Genomic DNA, 16,023 nt, shown 5'->3' on the forward strand with positions numbered 1-16,023 from the left:
CCTCCCCGGACCCCGCCCGGGAGTATTTTTTAAAAGCCAAAGTCAGGGTCGCGCACCCGGCTTTGGCTTTTTTCAAATACTCTGCGGAGGGGCCGGGAGGTGCAAAACCTCCCGGGGGTGCAGTGGGCACAAAGGCGGCCTGGCGGGTCTTACATGTGCGGAGCGTGGGGCTTACTTTACGCCCAAAGGAGACCCTGCATGACCAATGTGCTTTTGTCGGACTGGACCACGCTTTTTGCCCTGCCGCCCTTTGACGCGCTCCGGGATGAGGATTTTGCTCCCGCGTTTGATGTGGCGCTGGAGGTGGCACGGGCGCGGCTGGCAGAGATCACCGGGAGTTCTGAGCCTGCTACGTTTTCAAATACCATTGAGGCACTGGAGCAGGCCGAAGAGGAACTGAACCGGGTTGCGGGGGTGTTTTACAATCTGGCCGGGGCGGAGTCCAATCCGGCGCGCGAAGCTTTGCAGCGGGATCTCGCGCCGAAGCTTGCGGCCTGGAACTCGGAGCGCAGCCTGAATCCGGATCTCTTTGCGCGGATTGAGGCGCTTTGGGACGCCCGTGACAGCCTGGGCCTGATGGAAGATCAGGCACGGATTTTGCTGCTCTGCCGTCGCGGCTTTGTGCGTGCGGGTGCGGCGCTTTCAGGGCCTGATGCCGGGCGGATGCGGGAGATCAACAGCCGTCTGGCTGTGATCGGCACCGCGTTTTCGCAAAATCTTCTGGCGGATGAGCGCGACTGGTTTATGGACCTGAGCGAGGCGGATCTGGAGGGATTGCCGGAGTTTCTGGTGACGGCTGCGCGGGATGAGGGTGTCACGCGCGGGCGGCCTGGTGCGGTGATCACGCTCTCGCGCTCGCTGATCGTGCCGTTCCTGCAGTTCTCGCCGCGCCGCGATCTGCGGGAGGTGGCCTTCCGGGCCTGGGTGGCGCGTGGTGAAAATGGCGGTGAGACCGACAACCGTGCCATTGTGGCCGAGACCCTGGCGCTGCGTCATGAGCGGGCGCAGCTTCTGGGTTATCCGGATTTCGCGCGTTTTAAGCTTGAGACCGAGATGGCAAAGCGGCCTGAGGCGGTGGAGGATCTGTTGATGCAGGTCTGGGTCCCTGCGAGGGCGAGGGCTGAGGCAGATGCGAAGGTCCTTGAGGCCATGCTGCATGCCGACGGTCATAACGGCGCATTGGAGCCCTGGGACTGGCGGTACTATTCGGAGACGCGCCGGAAGGCCGAGCATGATCTCGATGAGGCAGCGCTGAAGCCTTATCTGTCGCTTGAGGCGATGATTGCTGCGGCTTTTGACTGTGCGAACCGGCTTTTCGGGCTGGAGTTCCGTCCGCTTGATGTACCGCTTTATCACCCCGATGCCCGCGCCTGGGAGGTGACCAGGGGGGGGGATCATATTGCCGTCTTTATCGGCGATTATTTCGCGCGCAGCTCCAAACGCTCAGGCGCCTGGATGTCGGCCTTCCGCAATCAGCGGAAATTTGGTGGGGCGCAGTCGCCGGTCATCGTCAATGTCTGCAATTTCGTGAAGGGCGATCCGGCGCTCTTGTCCTGGGATGATGCGCGCACGCTTTTCCATGAGTTTGGCCATGCGCTGCATGGGATGCTCTCGGATGTGACCTATGAGACGGTGTCCGGGACCAGCGTGGCGCGGGACTTTGTGGAGCTGCCGAGCCAGCTTTATGAGCATTGGCTGGCCGTTCCGGAGGTGCTGGAAAAGCATGCCCGTCATTATAAGACCGGCGCGCCGATGCCCGCGGATCTGCGCGAGCGGCTGCTCGGGGCGCAGACCTATGATCAGGGCTTTGCGACGGTGGAATATCTCGCCTCGGCGCTTGTGGATCTGGACTTCCACCGCGGCACCCCGCCCGCGGATCCGATGGCGCGTCAGGCGGAGGTGCTGCAGGGTATTGGCCTTCCGCATGCCATCGTCATGCGTCATGCCACACCGCATTTCGGTCACGTCTTCTCAGGCGGTGGCTATGCCGCGGGCTATTACAGCTACATGTGGTCCGAAGTGATGGATGCCGATGCCTTTGAGGCTTTTGAGGAGGCAGGCTCCGCCTTTGACCCGGGGATGGCGGCGGCGCTTTATGAACATATCCTCTCAAAAGGCGGCTCGGTTGAGGCCGATGCGCTTTACACCGCGTTCCGGGGGCGACTGCCGGGGCCGGGGGCGCTTTTGAAAGGGCGCGGACTTGATAAGGTTGAGCAATGAAATACTCCGTTCTTGATCTCGCTCCGGTGCCGGAGAACTGCACCCCTGCAGAGGCGCTGAAGCATTCGGTCGATCTGGCGCAGCACACGGAGGCTTTGGGCTACACCCGCTTCTGGCTGGCAGAGCATCACAATATGGCCGGGATCGCCTCGGCTGCGACGGCGGTGGTGATCGGCCATGTGGCGGGGCAGACGAAGACCATCCGTGTGGGTGCGGGTGGTATCATGCTGCCCAACCATGCGCCTTTGCAGGTGGCCGAAGCCTTTGGCACCCTGGAGACGCTTTATCCGGGGCGCATTGATCTGGGTCTTGGTCGTGCGCCGGGCACCGACGGGGCCACGGCGCATGCGCTGCGCCGTTATACCCGCGGGGCCGACAGTTTCCCCGAAGATGTGGTCGAACTGCTGGGCTATCTCGGGGATGAAAACGAAGGCGTGGTCCATGCCTGGCCGGGGGAGGGGACGCATGTCCCGGTCTGGATCCTGGGCTCGTCGCTGTTTGGCGCGCAGCTTGCGGCCTATCTGGGGCTGCCCTATGGCTTTGCCAGCCATTTCGCGCCGGATTATCTGCATGAGGCGGTGCGCACTTACCGCGAGCAGTTCCGCCCCTCGCAATGGCTCGATCAGCCCTATGTGCAGATCGGCATGGGGGTCTTTGCGGCCGACACCGATGAGGAGGCGCGGTTCCTGCGCAGTTCCATGCAGCAGACCTTTGCCAATCTGCGGCTGGGCCGTCCGGGCAAAATGCAGCCGCCCCTGCGCAATATTGAGCATGTGATCCCGCGCAATATCATGGCGGGCGTCAATCAGGCGCTGGCCTGTTCGGCAACGGGCAGCCGCGACACGGTGCGCGCCGAGGTTATCCGCCTGACGGCAGAGCTGAAACCCGATGAGATCATCTTTGCCAGCCAGATCTATGACCATGAGGCGCGCAAATACAGCTACACCCTGGCGCGGGATGTGATGGAAAGCCTGTAATCAGGGCGTCAGCAGATCCCGAAAGAGCGTGGTGAGATAACCCGCGGCTTCCGGATAGGGGTCGCGGTCCGGGCCCAGCACGGCGCGGACCTGAACGTCGAAATCGGCGTAATGCTGGGTCAGCGCCCAGATTGAGATGATGAGATGATCAGGGGGCGTCTGCCTCAGGCGCCCCTCCTGCATCCAGCGGCTCAGAAGCGTTGCGCGTGCCTCAACCAGCTCCCGCAGACGCCCCGCCAGCACTTCGGAGATATGGGGGGCGCCGCGCAGCATCTCATTGGCAAAGAGGCGGCTTTCGCGCGGCATGTCGCGGCTCATATCCAGCTTGCGCTGCACATAGCGCAGCACTTCTTCCAGCGGCTGGCCCTGCGGGTCCATGTCTTCGAGGGGCTGCAGCCAGATTTCCAGCAGCTCCGTCAGCAGCCGGGTATAGATCGCCTCTTTGGAGGGGAAGTAATAGAGCAGATTGGGCTTTGAGAGACCCGAGGCGGCGGAGATCTGATCGAGCGTCGCGCCGCGAAAGCCCTCTGCGGAAAAGACCTCCAGCGCGCCTTCCATAATGCGGCGGCGGTTTTCAAGCTGGATCCGCGTCCGTGGTGTCTCGCTCATGGGGCCTCGTTCCTCACCCGGTCGTTGCTTGTTTGCCGGTCCATCAGGCGCTAAGCCAGTGGCATGTTATCCTATCAGCATATCTATCACGCCGGAAATGCCGCAGATGTCCAGAAGCACGCCCTTCTGGCCTGGCTTCTGGATGCGCTTGTCGCCGAAGGCAAGCCGCTCAGCTATCTTGAGACCCACTCCGGGCGCGGGCTTTATGCCCTGAACGCCCGCGAAGCGGTCAAGACCGCTGAGGCTGCCAGCGGCGTGCAGAAACTTGAGCACGTCTTCCCCGAAGATCACCCCTGGCGGCGCTGTCTGCAGATCGTGCGCGAGGCGGCGGGGCGCGATGCCTATCCGGGCTCTCCGGTGATTGCGGGGCTGCTGCTGGGCACCCATGACCGCATGGCGCTGGCGGAGCTGCACCCGAAAGAACATGCCGCCCTTGATGAGGTCATGGCGGATTTCGGCGCGGAAGTGTACCGCGAGGATGGCTTTTCCATGGCCACCCGGATCTCTCCGCCCGCGCCAAAGCGCGGCGTGATGGTGATCGACCCCTCCTATGAGGTGAAGGACGATTACACCCGGATGCCGGGGCTGATCGCGGGCTTTGCCAGGCGCTGGGCCGAGGGGATCATCGTGCTTTGGTATCCGATCCTGACGGGGGGCGCGCATCTTGAGATGCTTGAGGCGCTGACGGCGGCGCATCCGGGGGCTCTGCGCCATGAGGTGCGCTTTCCGCCCGCGCGGGAGGGGCACCGGATGGAAGGCTCGGGCATGTTCATCCTGAACCCGCCGCCCGGTCTGGCCGAGGAAGCCGCGCGGATCACGGAGAGATTTGCAAAGGCGCAGGCCGCGCCCGTTTCGGGGAGGAAACGCAGATGACCAAAGCCTATTGGGTCGCCCATGTCGATGTCGCAGACCCTGCCGCCTATGAGGCCTATCGCGCCGCCAATGCGGCGGCTTTCAGCAAATATGGCGCGAAATTTCTGGTCCGGGGCGGTGAATTTGAGCAGCGCGAGGGCCAGGTGCGTGCCCGGACGGTGGTGATTGAATTCGCCGATCTCGCCACGGCGCGGGCCTGCTACGACAGCCCGGAGTATCAGCATGCAAAATCGCTGCGCGAGCCCTGCTCGACGGGTGATCTGATTATTATTGAGGGCTGGGCAGGCTGATCCTGCTCCGGCCTTTCGGAAAGGACTGACATGGTCTCAGGATTTCTGCGCCGCCTGCTGGCCCCGGCCCCTGCGCCGGTGGGTCATAAGGATGCGACGCTGGCGCTTGCGGCGCTGCTGGTGCGGGTGGCCCGCTCGGACGGCGATTATGCGGCGGCGGAAAAGACCCGCATCGACCGGGTGATGATGGCCCGCGAAGGCCTGAGCGAAAGCGGCGCCGCTGCCCTGCGCCAGGAGGCTGAGGTGCTGGAGGCTGAGGCCCCCGATACCGTTCGCTTCACCCGCGCCCTGAAAGAGGCGGTGCCGCCGGAAGAGCGTCTGGGCCTGGTGGAAGGGCTTTGGTCCGTCGTACTCGCCGATGGCGGGCGTGACGCATCTGAAGATCGCCTTATGCGTTTGGTGGTCTCGCTTCTGGGGGTAACGGATGTCGAATCCGGTATTGCCCGTCAGCGGGCGCTTCGCGCAGAAAACTGACATTTTATGGTGGCGGAGCTGCGGCAAATTGTGCGATCTGCCGTGTTTCCGGGCATTATGTCCGGGTGACGCGGGAAACTGCGTTGCAATGGCACCGCTCCCGGGCCTTTAATCGGTGAAACAGTTGATAACAGGACAGATCGTGACGTCTTCTCCGGTGATCGAAATCCGTGGTCTGCATAAGGCCTATGGTGAGAATGAAGTGATCAAAGGCGTCGATCTGGTCGCTCCGCGTGGTCACGTGATCTCGCTGATCGGCTCATCGGGCTCGGGCAAATCCACGCTGCTGCGCTGCTGCAACCTGCTGGAAGACAGCCAGCAGGGCGAGATCCTCTTTGAGGGTCAGCCGGTGCGCTGGAAGGGCCATGGCATGGCGCGCCATCCGGCCGATAAGGCGCAGGTGCGTGACATCCGCACCCGGCTGTCGATGGTGTTTCAGCAGTTCAACCTCTGGTCCCATCTGACGATCCTGCAAAACGTCATGGAAGCGCCGGTCACCGTGCTGGGCCGCGACAAAGCCGAAGTGGAAGTGAAGGCCCGCGAATATCTGGCCAAGGTCGGCATCTCCGACAAGGCCGATGCCTGGCCCGCGCAGCTTTCCGGTGGTCAGCAGCAGCGCGCCGCCATCGCCCGTGCGCTTTGCATGGAACCGCGCGCGATCCTTTTTGACGAACCGACTTCGGCGCTGGATCCGGAACTGGAACAGGAAGTTGTCCGTGTGATTAAGGCGCTCGCCGATGAGGGCCGCACGATGATTATTGTGACCCATGATATGAAGATGGCCGCCGATGTCTCGGATCACGTCATCTTCCTGCATCAGGGTCTGATTGAAGAAGAAGGCAGCCCGGCTGCGCTTTTTGGCGCGCCGAAATCGGCAAGGCTGCGCCAGTTCCTTTCAGCGACGAGTGGTCACTGAAGGTTAGTGAGTAAAGCGGTTTGAACTTAAGAGGACGGAATGAAGAAAATTGCATTGACGCTCGGCGTTCTGGCGCTGTCGGTGACCTCAGCTTTCGCGCAGCAGACGGTGCGCATGGGAACTGAGGGTGCTTACCCTCCCTACAACATGATCAACGACAAAGGCGAAGTGGACGGCTTTGAGCGCGAACTCGGCGATGAGCTGTGCAAGCGCGCGGAGCTGACCTGCACCTGGGTCAGCACGGATTGGGATTCGATCATCCCGAACCTCACCGCCGGCAACTACGACACCATCCTTGCGGGCATGTCGATCACCGATGAGCGCAAGGCGGTGCTGAACTTCAGCCAGGCCTATTTCCCGCCCGCGGCTTCGGCCTATGCGGCCCTGGGTGCAGAGGCAGATCTGAACGGCGTGATCGCGGCGCAGACCGGCACCATTCAGGCCAGCCATGTCGCCACCACCGGCGCGACCCTGCTGGAGTTTGCGACCCCTGATGAGACCGTGGCTGCCGTGCGCAATGGCGAGGCTGAGGCCGCGCTGGCCGATAAAGACTTCCTTGCCCCGATCGTGAACGAATCGAACGGCGGGCTGGTTTGGGTCGGGGAAGACATCCCGCTTGGCGAAGGCATCGGCATTGGCTTTCGCAAGTCCGATGATGAGCTGAAAGCCAAATTCGACGCCGCCATCGATACGATGAAAGCCGACGGCTCGCTGAACGTGCTCATCCAGAAATGGTTTGGCGACGAAGCCAATACCTTCTGATCCCCTGCTTCGGGCGGCGCTGCGCCGCCCGAAGGCTGACCGGACCTGTACTTATGACCCATCTGTCTCACCCTCTCCCGGATGTTGATGCCCCGCCTTCGGGCGCGGCGGTATTGCCTGCTGCCGGGGGGGAGCGGGATGTTTGAGTATTGCGCTGATCCCAAAAGCCTTGAGGGGCTGGTCTGGCTGAGCTGCTATCTGACCTCCGGCACCCATCTGATGATGTATTGGTCGGTGCTGACGGTGCTGTTGCTGCTGGCTCTGGCTGCGCCTTCGGCGCTGCTCTTTGGTTTTGGCGGGGCGCTGATGGCGCGCTCGCCGAACCCGGTCACGCGGACCTTTGGCAAGGGCTATATCTCCATGGTCCGGGGTGTGCCGGATGTGGTGTTCTTCCTCTTTGTGCCGCTGGCGGTGGATCAGGGGCTGGAATATCTGAACCATAAGATCCGCTGCCCCGACTGGACTGAGCCGGTCCGGCGTGGCGTGGATTTCGTGGTCTGTCCGGCTGCCAAGATCCCGCAGTCTTCCTCGGCGGCCTTTGTGCATGATGCCTATTCTTTTGCCCTGGCGCTGCTGGCCTTTGCGCTGGTCTTCGGGGCTTTTGCGGCCAATACGCTTCACGGGGCCATGTCGGCGGTGCCGAAAGCCCAGGTTGAGACGGCTGAGGCCTACGGCATGAACCGCGCTCAGGCCTTCCGGCGGGTGATCCTGCCGCAGATGTGGGTCTTTGCGCTGCCGGGTCTGTCGAACCTGTGGATGATCCTCATCAAGGCGACGCCTTTGTTGTTTCTGCTGGGGATCAAAGACATCGTCTATTGGGCGCGCGAGCTTGGCGGCTCCAAGACCTCTGTTTACGCCTATGCGCATCCTGACTGGCGGGTGTGGTATTTCCTCGGACTTCTGGTGTTCTATCTCGTGCTCACGGCAATCAGTGAAAAGGTCTTCGCGCGTCTGCAGCGCCGTCTGTCGACGGGCCAGGCCACAGCCTCAGGCGAAGCACTTCGCCGGGCAGCTGCCTGATGCGCAGCTGTTATGAAAGCCTGAGCGATTACGGATTGCGCGCGCTTGGCCGCGATTTCGGGGCGCCGCTTTTGCCGAAAGGCGCGGATATTGGCCTGTGTGATCAGATCGTTCTGATCGGCTCGGGGATGCTGTGGAACATCTATCTGGCGGCCATGGCGGTGGTCTTCGGCTTTGTGCTGGCGACCCTGGTGGCCGTGGCACGCTCGCGGGAAACCGGCTGGCTGGCGGGGCTGGCGAAGGGCTTTATCTTCGTTTTCCGGGGCTCGCCGCTCTTTATTCAGTTTTTCTTCGCCTATGAGCTGTTCCAGCTTTTGCCAAAGCTGACCGGCACGCTGAATCTGGGCCTTGTCGAGCTGACGGTGGAGACGCGCTGGCTGACCCGTGCCTGGCTTGGGGCGCTGCTGGTGCTGATCCTGAACACCACGGCCTATTCGGCAGAGATCTTCTACGGGGCGCTGCGCTCGGTCCCGAAAGGCGATGTCGAGGCGGCGGATTCCTACGGCATGCACGGCTGGGCGCGGTTCCGCCGCATCACCTGGCCCATCATGCTGCGCCTGGCCTGGCCGAGCTATACCAATGAGGCCATCTTCCTTTTCCACGCCACCGCGCTGGTGTTTTTCTCGGGCTTTCCCGCCTGGCAGCAGTCCGGTGACGCGCTTTATTACGCCCGCTACTTTGCGGAACAGACGTTTAACCCCTTTGTCGCCTATCCGATTATCGCCGCCTATTTTGTGCTGGCGACTCTGGGGATCATCGCTCTCTTCGGGGCGGCGAACCGGCGGCTTAACAGGCATTTGCCAGGGGAGGTGCGGCCGAAACTCCGCATTCGGCCGCAAATTGTACGATGAAAGAGTTAGAACACTGGCTGCGTAAACACCCGTCCGTCCGGACAATCCGCGTTGCTGCGGCAGACCTCAACGGTCAGGCCCGCGGCAAACGCATCCCGGCGCGCTTTGCGGAAAATGTGATCCGCAACGGCACCCGCTTTCCGATGTCGGTGATGAACCTCGACATCTGGGGCGAAGACATTGACGACAGCCCGCTGGTCTTTGACCAGGGCGATGAAGACGGGATCCTGCGTCCCACCGAGCGGGGCTTCATGCCGATGCCCTGGCTTGAAAGCCCCTCCGCACTGCTGCCGATCTGGATGTTTCGCGAGGACGGCAGCCCCTATGAGGGCGATCCCCGCCATGCTTTGCGCCGGGTGATCGAGGGCTTTAAGGCCCGTGGCCTGACCCCGGTGGTCGCCACCGAGCTTGAGTTTTTCCTGATCGATGACAGCGGCCGCAAGCTGCAGGTGCCGCCCTCACCGCGCTCGGGCAAAAGGCGCAAGGCGGCTGAGACCATGTCGATCCGCGCGCTTGACGCCTTTGATACCTTCTTTACCGATCTCTATGACGCCTGCGAGGCGATGGATATCCCCGCCGATACCGCCATTTCCGAGACCGGCCTCGGGCAGTTTGAAATCAATATGATGCATCAGGAGGACGCTTTGCGCGCCGCCGATGATGCCTGGCTGTTCAAGCTGCTGGTGAAGGGGCTGGCGCGGCGTCACGGCTTTGCCGCGAGCTTCATGGCCAAGCCCTATGCGGAATATTCCGGCTCTGGCCTGCATACCCATTTCAGCCTGATCGACGGGCAGGGCCGCAATGTCTTTGATAACGGCGGACCCGAGGGGACGGCGCTTTTGCGCCATGCCATCGCGGGTTCTCTTGATGCCATGCATGACGCAGCCCTGGTCTTTGCGCCCCATGCCAACAGCTATGCGCGCCTCGTGCCCGATGCCCATGCGCCGACGGCGATCTGCTGGGGCTATGAGAACCGCACCGTGGCGCTGCGGGTGCCCTCGGGCAGCCCTGCGGCGCGGCGGATTGAGCATCGGGTCGCGGGGGGCGATGTGAACCCCTATCTGATGCTGGCCGCGATCCTTGGCGGCGCGCTCAACGGCATTATCGACGGGGTCGAGCCGCCGGGCCATGTCACCGGCAATGCCTATGCCATTGAAGGGCTGCGGCAGTTGCCCGGCACCTGGGCCGAGGCGATCGATGCCTTTGAGCACTCGCCCCAGATGGCGCGGATTTTCCCGGCGGAGCTCATTCGCAACTATGTGCTGACCAAGCGGCAGGAGCTGCACTATATGGCCGAGCTGACCCCCGATGAGCAGGTCGAGCTTTATCTCGACACGGTCTAGAACCAGCCGCGCCAGCGGAAGAACACCCAGGTTCCGATCGAGGCGAGAAACATCGCCCCGATCGACAGCCAGAAGCCATAGGGGTTTTCCAGCCCCGGCAGATGCGCAAAGTTCATCCCATAGACCGAGGCTATCAGCGTCGGCGGTAAAAACAGCGCCGCCACCATGGACTGCGCCTTGGCGACCTTATTGTCGCCAAGGCCGATCAGCCCGATGGTCATTTCCGTCAGCACGCCCAGCCGCGCATCCAGGCTGTCGGTATGCAGATCAAGCGCATCAATATCGCGCATCAGATCGTCATGGGCGCGTGTCATCTCAGGCGCGATCCCGCCCTGGTCCTCCAGATCCGTCGTAAAAAACCTGAGCGAGCGGGTCAGCGTCATCAGCGCCGCCCGCACCTGGGCCAGGACTTCGTTTTTGCGCCCGATCCGGCGCAGCGCCTGGTGGAGTTGCGAAGGGCCGGTGCGGCTGTTCTGCGCGTAGATGTCCTGCGCGGCGAGGGCCAGATCATCGCCGGTCTGCTCCAGCAGATCCGCCATCTGGCCGACGATCTCTTCGCAAAAGGTCAGGAACAACTGATCCGGCCGATGGGCGTGCAGCCGCAGATCGCTGCGCTGCGGCAGGCTGGCAAGCACCGCCGGCTCATGATGACGCAGCGTGATCAGATGCTCAGGGGTCAGGATGAAACTGACCGGCCTGCTGAAGGTCCCTGCCTGCCCGGGGTGATCGGTGCCGGGCAGCACCATTGTCATATAAAGCGCGGCCCCCAGCCGGTAGTAGCGGTGTGACACCTCAAGGTCGTGCATCTCTCCCTGGTCGGGGACCTTCGGCAACAGCGCTTCCATCGCCTGCAGCTCGGGCGGGGCAGGGCGGCAGAGGTCGATCCAAAGCGCGGCACTTTCGGGCGCGGCCTCGTTCAGCGGGATAAGGCGGGGGCCATCCGTAGACCAGCGGTTGAGCAAATGAGGTCTCCCGGTGAAAAGTCATTGGCAAAACGCTGCTTCGCAGGGAAGGTGCCGTTTATGCAGTCTGATGATAAAATCTTTCTCACCCGTCTCTTTGATGCCGCGGTCGCGGCCGCAGATCCCGCGCAGGTCCTGGCGGCCCATCTCCCTGAGCCGCCGCCTGGCCGCACGGTGGTCATCGGTGCAGGCAAGGGCGCGGCGCAGCTTGCCGCCGCCTTTGAGCGGCTCTGGCCCGGGGATCTGAGCGGGGTGGTGGTGACGCGCTATGGCTATGGCTGTCGCACGACCCGCATCCGGGTGATGGAGGCCGCCCATCCCGTCCCGGATGAGGCCGGGCTGCGCGCCTCAGAGGCGCTTTTGCAGGCGGTTCAGGGGCTTGGCCCCGAAGACCTGGTGGTCGCGCTGATCTGCGGCGGCGGCTCGGCGCTGCTGCCCGCGCCGCCTGAGGGGCTGAGCCTTCAGGATGAGGCGGATCTGAACCGCGCGCTGCTGGCCTCGGGGGCGCCGATCTCGGTGATGAATGCGCTGCGCCGTCAGGTCTCGCGCGTCAAGGGCGGGCGGCTGGCACGGGCGGCGCATCCGGCGCGGGTGGTCTCGCTGGTGGTCTCGGATGTGCCGGGCGATGATCCGGCGCAGGTGGCCTCAGGGCCCACGGTGCCGGAGGGCGGCACATTGGCAGAGGCGCTGGAGATGGCCTCAGACTGGCGCATCGATTTGCCGCCGCGGCTGCGCGACTGGCTGCAGGGCGGCGGCGCTCCGGCACCGCTGCCCTCGGAGGCGGTCTTTGCCCGCAATGAGGTGCGGGTGATCGCCTCAGCCCGCCTGTCTCTGGAGGCTGCGGCGCGGCAGGCGGAGGCGATGGGCGTGCGGGCGGTGATCCTGTCGGATGCCATTGAGGGCGAGGCGCGGGATGTGGGGCAGGTCCATGCCGCCCTTGCGCGTGAGGTGGCCCTGCGGGGCCGTCCGGTGCCGCGCCCCGTGGTGCTCCTCTCGGGCGGAGAGACCACGGTGACGCTGAAAGGCCAGGGGCGCGGCGGGCGCAACACCGAGTTTCTGCTGGCCTTTGCCGCGGCCGCCGAGGGGCTGCCCGTCGTGGCACTGGCGGCCGATACCGATGGCATCGACGGCTCAGAGGCCAATGCCGGAGCCTTCGCCGATGGTCACACGGCGGCGCGCCTGCGGGCGCTGGGCCAGCCCGCGCGCGGGTTTCTCAGTCGCAATGACGCCTGGGGGGCCTTTGACGCGCTGGGGGATCTGTTCTCACCCGGTCCCACGGGGACCAACGTCAATGACTTTCGGGCGATCCTGGTGAAGGAGGACTGAAGCGGGCAGAGGTGGTCCTGCCGAGGCGCATCGCCGACCCGGGGCGCGTCGATATGAAAAAGCCCGCCGTCCGGCGGGCTTTTCTTTACAGGGTGACGACCAGCAGCACGACCCCCAGGATCACGCGGTAGATCACATAGGGGGTGAAGCTGACTTTGTGCAGGAACTTCATCATCAGCACGAGCGAGATATAGGCGGCGATAAAGCTGAGAAGTGCCGCGAGGCCAACATCCGCCCAGAGGCCTTCGGGCATACCGTCTTTGGCGACTTTGATCCCCAGATAGCCGCCCGTCGACAATGTCACCGGGATCGACATCAGCATCGAGATTTTCGCCGCCGCATGGCGCTTGAAGCGCAAAAGCCGCGCGGTGGTCATGGTGATGCCCGAGCGCGAGGTGCCCGGGATCAGCGCCACGGCCTGCCAGAGGCCCATCTTCACCACATCGCTCAGCCGCCAGTCGTCCATCTCGCGCTCTTCGGGCGAGGTTCGGTGCGCCCACCAGAGCCAGATCCCGAAGACGATCATGGTCACCCCGATCACGGTCGGGTTGCGCAGCTGATCAACAACTCCGGTCACGGCCAGGATCGCGCCGACGATCAGCGTGGGGATCGTTACCAGCACCAGGCACAGCGCCAGGCGCGCTTCAACGGTGTCGCGGGTGCCGGTGAGCCACTGCAGGCAGCCGCGCAGCACCTGCATCACCTCGGTGCGCAGATAGATCAGCACCGCCACGATTGAGCCCATATGCACCGCCACATCCAGTGCGAGGGCATTGGGGGTCTGACCGCTGATCTCATGCAGCAGGATCAGGTGGGCCGATGAAGAAATCGGAAGGAATTCTGTGATGCCCTGCACAATGGCAAGCAGAGAGAGGATCATCAGTGGCATGCGCAGGCCCCGGGCTTTTTTGATTCGTTGCGCGCACCCTGCCCGGTGCGGGGGCAGGGAGGGAAGAGTGAATATAGGTCAGTTTAAGTTACCTAGTATTTTGCTAATTTTGCATTCCGGCGAGTGACGGAGTATAAAATCGCACAAATAGGTCAGCTTTACTGACTTTTACTATCGAATGTGCTGATTTACACAGCTTTTGCGCTAGGTAGGAGGCCCCGGTATGGCTGCTGAGAAAATGCTGAAGTTCGTGTCGCTGGGCAAAGAGATGCCCGAGAAGCGCGCAGCTGAAACTCGCTCGCAGGATTTTCACGAAATCTATCGTGAATATGCCGATGCCAAGGCCGCGGAACAGGCCAGCCGCTGCAGCCAGTGCGGCGTGCCCTACTGTCAGGCGCATTGCCCGCTGTCGAACAATATCCCCGACTGGCTGCGCCTGACCGCTGCCGGCCGCCTGCAGGAGGCTTATGAAGTCTCGCAGGCCACCAATTCTTTCCCCGAGATCTGCGGCCGCATCTGCCCGCAGGATCGTCTGTGCGAAGGCAACTGCGTGATTGAGCAGTCGGGCCACGGCACCGTGACGATCGGCTCGGTTGAGAAATATATCACCGACACCGCCTGGGAAAACGGCTGGGTCAAACCGGCGCGTCCCTCGGTTGAGCGCGCCGAATCCGTTGGCATCATTGGCGCAGGCCCCGGTGGCCTTGCTGCTGCCGATATGCTGCGCCGCGCCGGTGTGCAGGTCACGGTTTACGACCGCTATGACCGCGCGGGCGGGCTGATGATGTACGGCATTCCGGGCTTCAAGCTGGAAAAGCCGGTCGTTCTGCGCCGCATTGAGCAGCTTGAGCAAAGCGGCGTGACCTTCGTGCTGAACTGCAAAGTCGGCGAGGACATCTCCTTTGATGCGATCCGCGGCCAGCATGATGCGGTTCTGATCGCCACCGGCGTTTATAAAGTGCGCGAAGTGACCGCGCCGGGCTCGGGCGCCAAAGGCATCGTGAAGGCGCTGGACTATCTGACCGCCTCGAACCGCAAAAGCTTTGGCGACGAAGTGGCGGATTTCGACTCGGGCGAGCTGAACGCCGAAGGCAAGCGCGTTGTGGTCATCGGCGGCGGGGACACCGCGATGGACTGCCTGCGCACCGCGATCCGTCAGGGCGCGACTTCGGTCAAATGCCTCTATCGCCGCGACAAGGCCAATATGCCCGGCTCGCAGCGCGAAACCCAGAACGCCGAAGAAGAGGGCGTGGATTTCGTCTGGCTGACCGCCCCGAAAGGCTTCACCGGCGGTGAGCATGTTGAGGGCGTGATGGTGCAAAAGATGCGCCTTGGCGCGCCGGATGTCTCGGGCCGTCAGGCCCCCGAAGTGATCGAGGGCGCTGATTATATTGAACCCGCCGATCTGGTGATCCAGGCGCTTGGCTTTGAGCCGGAAGCCATTCCGACCCTGTGGAATGTGCCGGAACTGGCCGTGACCCGCTGGGGCACCATCAAGGCCGATTTCGCGACCCATTCGACCAGCCTGCCGGGCGTTTACGCGGTGGGTGACATCGTGCGCGGCGCATCCCTGGTGGTCTGGGCGATCCGCGATGGCCGCGAAGCTGCGGAATCGATCGTCAATTACCTCGGCGCGGGTCGTCAGATCGCGGCCGAATAATCAGCGGCCCGGCAGGGTCCGGGTCCACCGGAGGGATCGAAATGTGCGGTGGTGTGGCAGGTTTGAGAGAGTTTCGGCGGGCCTTCGCGGCCCTGATCTTCAGTCTCTTTGCCGCCGCAGCTCCGGTCCGGGCCTCGGATCTTTTCACCCCGCCGGATGGCTGTGAGGTCTATCTCACCGTTCAGGCAAAGGGCTGCAAAGTCTCGCATCACTATATCTGCAGGGCCGATCCTGCCGGGGACCAGTGGCGCGTCGATTTCGATCTGAAGGGCCCTTACTTCGTCAGCCGCATCAATGCGGAAACCGAATGGCTGCAGTCGATCGATCTGACCAGCGGCGAGGAGATCCGCCTGATGCCGGGGCCTGCCGATCCGGCCTCTTTCACCGAGCTGACCACGACCGGGACCGACAGCTATGACTTTGCCCAGAGTGCAGGGCGCAGCGGGACCCTTCGTTACAGCGGCTTTGACCATCTGACCGGCCGCAAGACCGTGATCGACGGGGTGGAACTGGAAGAGACCGCCTTTGAGTTTCGCGAAGAGACCCTCTCGGGTCAGCTGATCGGCACCGCAAGGGGCCATGAATATATCCACCGCGGCTGGCGGCTGTTTTTCTCGGGGCCGAGCACCTGGGAAGGCGACGAAGGCCGCGAGCGCATCGACCGATCGCCGGTGCGTTTTGATGAGCCGGGGGATGCGGGCTTTCGCTCGGTTACCCCGGAATATGACTGCACTGCCCAGCTGGCGGCCCTGCCGTAACGCCCCGCCGCCCGCTGTCCTGAACCAGATTTTCGCCGGGTCCGCCCCGGCACCGCCAAGACCAGTGACCGAGGCCGCCGCGCTTCGCTCGCC

General features: G+C 63.3%; 16 protein-coding genes. 13 read left to right on the forward strand and 3 right to left on the reverse strand.

Translation table 11 applies throughout. The annotated features are described in order from the left end of the window. Positions 1-198 precede the first annotated feature (198 nt). The gene (locus EG244_RS01115; protein ID WP_124963160.1) at positions 199-2,220 is read left to right on the forward strand and encodes a M3 family metallopeptidase; all 2,022 of its coding nucleotides are present in this window, start codon (positions 199-201) and stop codon (positions 2,218-2,220) included. Next, on the forward strand, positions 2,217-3,197 hold the full coding sequence (locus EG244_RS01120; protein ID WP_124963161.1) for an LLM class flavin-dependent oxidoreductase: 981 nt from the start codon (positions 2,217-2,219) through the stop codon (positions 3,195-3,197). Before EG244_RS01115 ends, EG244_RS01120 begins: the two co-directional genes overlap by 4 nt. Here EG244_RS01120 and EG244_RS01125 read toward each other — a convergent pair whose 3' ends face one another. Next, positions 3,198-3,806 (reverse strand): TetR family transcriptional regulator C-terminal domain-containing protein, encoded by a 609-nt coding sequence (locus tag EG244_RS01125; RefSeq protein WP_124963162.1) that lies wholly within the window; start codon positions 3,804-3,806, stop codon positions 3,198-3,200. Between the two features lie 63 nt (positions 3,807-3,869). On the opposite strand from EG244_RS01125, the gene rlmJ reads away from it, so the two are divergent. From rlmJ to EG244_RS01165, 8 genes are all read left to right on the forward strand, one after another. Continuing rightward, positions 3,870-4,679: a 23S rRNA (adenine(2030)-N(6))-methyltransferase RlmJ gene (rlmJ, locus tag EG244_RS01130; RefSeq protein WP_124963163.1), complete on the forward strand. Its 810-nt coding sequence runs from the start codon at positions 3,870-3,872 to the stop codon at positions 4,677-4,679. Next, a complete protein-coding gene (locus EG244_RS01135; protein WP_124963164.1) occupies positions 4,676-4,969 on the forward strand; it encodes a DUF1330 domain-containing protein in 294 nt (97 codons plus the stop codon). The genes rlmJ and EG244_RS01135 overlap by 4 nt, the downstream gene beginning before the upstream one ends. 30 nt (positions 4,970-4,999) lie before the next feature. Further along, a complete protein-coding gene (locus EG244_RS01140; protein WP_124963165.1) occupies positions 5,000-5,443 on the forward strand; it encodes a tellurite resistance TerB family protein in 444 nt (147 codons plus the stop codon). 142 nt (positions 5,444-5,585) lie between these two features. Continuing rightward, entirely contained in the window at positions 5,586-6,359 is a 774-nt protein-coding gene (locus EG244_RS01145; protein WP_407644022.1) for an ABC transporter ATP-binding protein, read from the forward strand. A 39-nt stretch (positions 6,360-6,398) separates the two neighbouring features. After that, positions 6,399-7,121, forward strand: coding sequence for a transporter substrate-binding domain-containing protein (locus tag EG244_RS01150; RefSeq protein ID WP_124963167.1), 723 nt, complete (start codon positions 6,399-6,401; stop codon positions 7,119-7,121). A gap of 138 nt (positions 7,122-7,259) precedes the next feature. Next, positions 7,260-8,141: an ABC transporter permease gene (locus tag EG244_RS01155; protein WP_124963168.1), complete on the forward strand. Its 882-nt coding sequence runs from the start codon at positions 7,260-7,262 to the stop codon at positions 8,139-8,141. Further along, the gene (locus EG244_RS01160; protein ID WP_124963169.1) at positions 8,141-8,992 is read left to right on the forward strand and encodes an ABC transporter permease; all 852 of its coding nucleotides are present in this window, start codon (positions 8,141-8,143) and stop codon (positions 8,990-8,992) included. Before EG244_RS01155 ends, EG244_RS01160 begins: the two co-directional genes overlap by 1 nt. Continuing rightward, entirely contained in the window at positions 8,989-10,335 is a 1,347-nt protein-coding gene (locus tag EG244_RS01165) for a glutamine synthetase family protein (RefSeq protein WP_124963170.1), read from the forward strand. The genes EG244_RS01160 and EG244_RS01165 overlap by 4 nt, the downstream gene beginning before the upstream one ends. Here the strand turns inward: EG244_RS01165 and EG244_RS01170 are convergent. Then, complete coding sequence (locus EG244_RS01170) at positions 10,332-11,297, reverse strand: CorA family divalent cation transporter (protein WP_124963171.1); 966 nt, start codon at positions 11,295-11,297, stop codon at positions 10,332-10,334. The two genes, EG244_RS01165 and EG244_RS01170, sit on opposite strands and share 4 nt — an antisense overlap. Positions 11,298-11,357: 60 nt before the next feature. Here EG244_RS01170 and EG244_RS01175 point away from each other — a divergent pair, with 60 nt between their 5' ends. After that, a complete protein-coding gene (locus EG244_RS01175) occupies positions 11,358-12,623 on the forward strand; it encodes a glycerate kinase type-2 family protein (RefSeq protein ID WP_124963172.1) in 1,266 nt (421 codons plus the stop codon). Positions 12,624-12,708: 85 nt separating this feature from the next. Here the strand turns inward: EG244_RS01175 and EG244_RS01180 are convergent, their stop codons facing one another. Further along, entirely contained in the window at positions 12,709-13,512 is an 804-nt protein-coding gene (locus EG244_RS01180) for an undecaprenyl-diphosphate phosphatase (protein ID WP_124963173.1), read from the reverse strand. Positions 13,513-13,735: 223 nt separating this feature from the next. Here EG244_RS01180 and EG244_RS01185 point away from each other — a divergent pair, with 223 nt between their 5' ends. Both EG244_RS01185 and EG244_RS01190 read left to right on the forward strand, forming a co-directional pair. After that, a complete protein-coding gene (locus tag EG244_RS01185) occupies positions 13,736-15,172 on the forward strand; it encodes an NAD(P)-dependent oxidoreductase (protein WP_124963174.1) in 1,437 nt (478 codons plus the stop codon). Between the two features lie 53 nt (positions 15,173-15,225). Beyond that, positions 15,226-15,930 (forward strand): hypothetical protein, encoded by a 705-nt coding sequence (locus tag EG244_RS01190; RefSeq protein ID WP_199737689.1) that lies wholly within the window; start codon positions 15,226-15,228, stop codon positions 15,928-15,930. Positions 15,931-16,023: the final 93 nt, after the last annotated feature.

The sequence above is a fragment of the Falsigemmobacter faecalis genome (assembly GCF_003863335.1).
Lineage (GTDB): Bacteria > Pseudomonadota > Alphaproteobacteria > Rhodobacterales > Rhodobacteraceae > Wagnerdoeblera > Wagnerdoeblera faecalis.

What these genes read in the sequence shown, in the direction of transcription:
- rlmJ (WP_124963163.1), top strand. Translation starts at nt 3,870, where the DNA reads ATGTTATCCTATCAGCATATCTATCACGCCGGAAATGCCGCAGATGTC.
- EG244_RS01185 (WP_124963174.1), top strand. Translation starts at nt 13,736, where the DNA reads ATGGCTGCTGAGAAAATGCTGAAGTTCGTGTCGCTGGGCAAAGAGATG.
- EG244_RS01165 (WP_124963170.1), top strand. Translation starts at nt 8,989, where the DNA reads ATGAAAGAGTTAGAACACTGGCTGCGTAAACACCCGTCCGTCCGGACA.
- EG244_RS01150 (WP_124963167.1), top strand. Translation starts at nt 6,399, where the DNA reads ATGAAGAAAATTGCATTGACGCTCGGCGTTCTGGCGCTGTCGGTGACC.
- EG244_RS01120 (WP_124963161.1), top strand. Translation starts at nt 2,217, where the DNA reads ATGAAATACTCCGTTCTTGATCTCGCTCCGGTGCCGGAGAACTGCACC.
- EG244_RS01155 (WP_124963168.1), top strand. Translation starts at nt 7,260, where the DNA reads ATGTTTGAGTATTGCGCTGATCCCAAAAGCCTTGAGGGGCTGGTCTGG.
- EG244_RS01140 (WP_124963165.1), top strand. Translation starts at nt 5,000, where the DNA reads ATGGTCTCAGGATTTCTGCGCCGCCTGCTGGCCCCGGCCCCTGCGCCG.
- EG244_RS01180 (WP_124963173.1), bottom strand. Translation starts at nt 13,512, where the DNA reads ATGCCACTGATGATCCTCTCTCTGCTTGCCATTGTGCAGGGCATCACA.
- EG244_RS01135 (WP_124963164.1), top strand. Translation starts at nt 4,676, where the DNA reads ATGACCAAAGCCTATTGGGTCGCCCATGTCGATGTCGCAGACCCTGCC.
- EG244_RS01115 (WP_124963160.1), top strand. Translation starts at nt 199, where the DNA reads ATGACCAATGTGCTTTTGTCGGACTGGACCACGCTTTTTGCCCTGCCG.
- EG244_RS01175 (WP_124963172.1), top strand. Translation starts at nt 11,358, where the DNA reads ATGCAGTCTGATGATAAAATCTTTCTCACCCGTCTCTTTGATGCCGCG.
- EG244_RS01160 (WP_124963169.1), top strand. Translation starts at nt 8,141, where the DNA reads ATGCGCAGCTGTTATGAAAGCCTGAGCGATTACGGATTGCGCGCGCTT.
- EG244_RS01125 (WP_124963162.1), bottom strand. Translation starts at nt 3,806, where the DNA reads ATGAGCGAGACACCACGGACGCGGATCCAGCTTGAAAACCGCCGCCGC.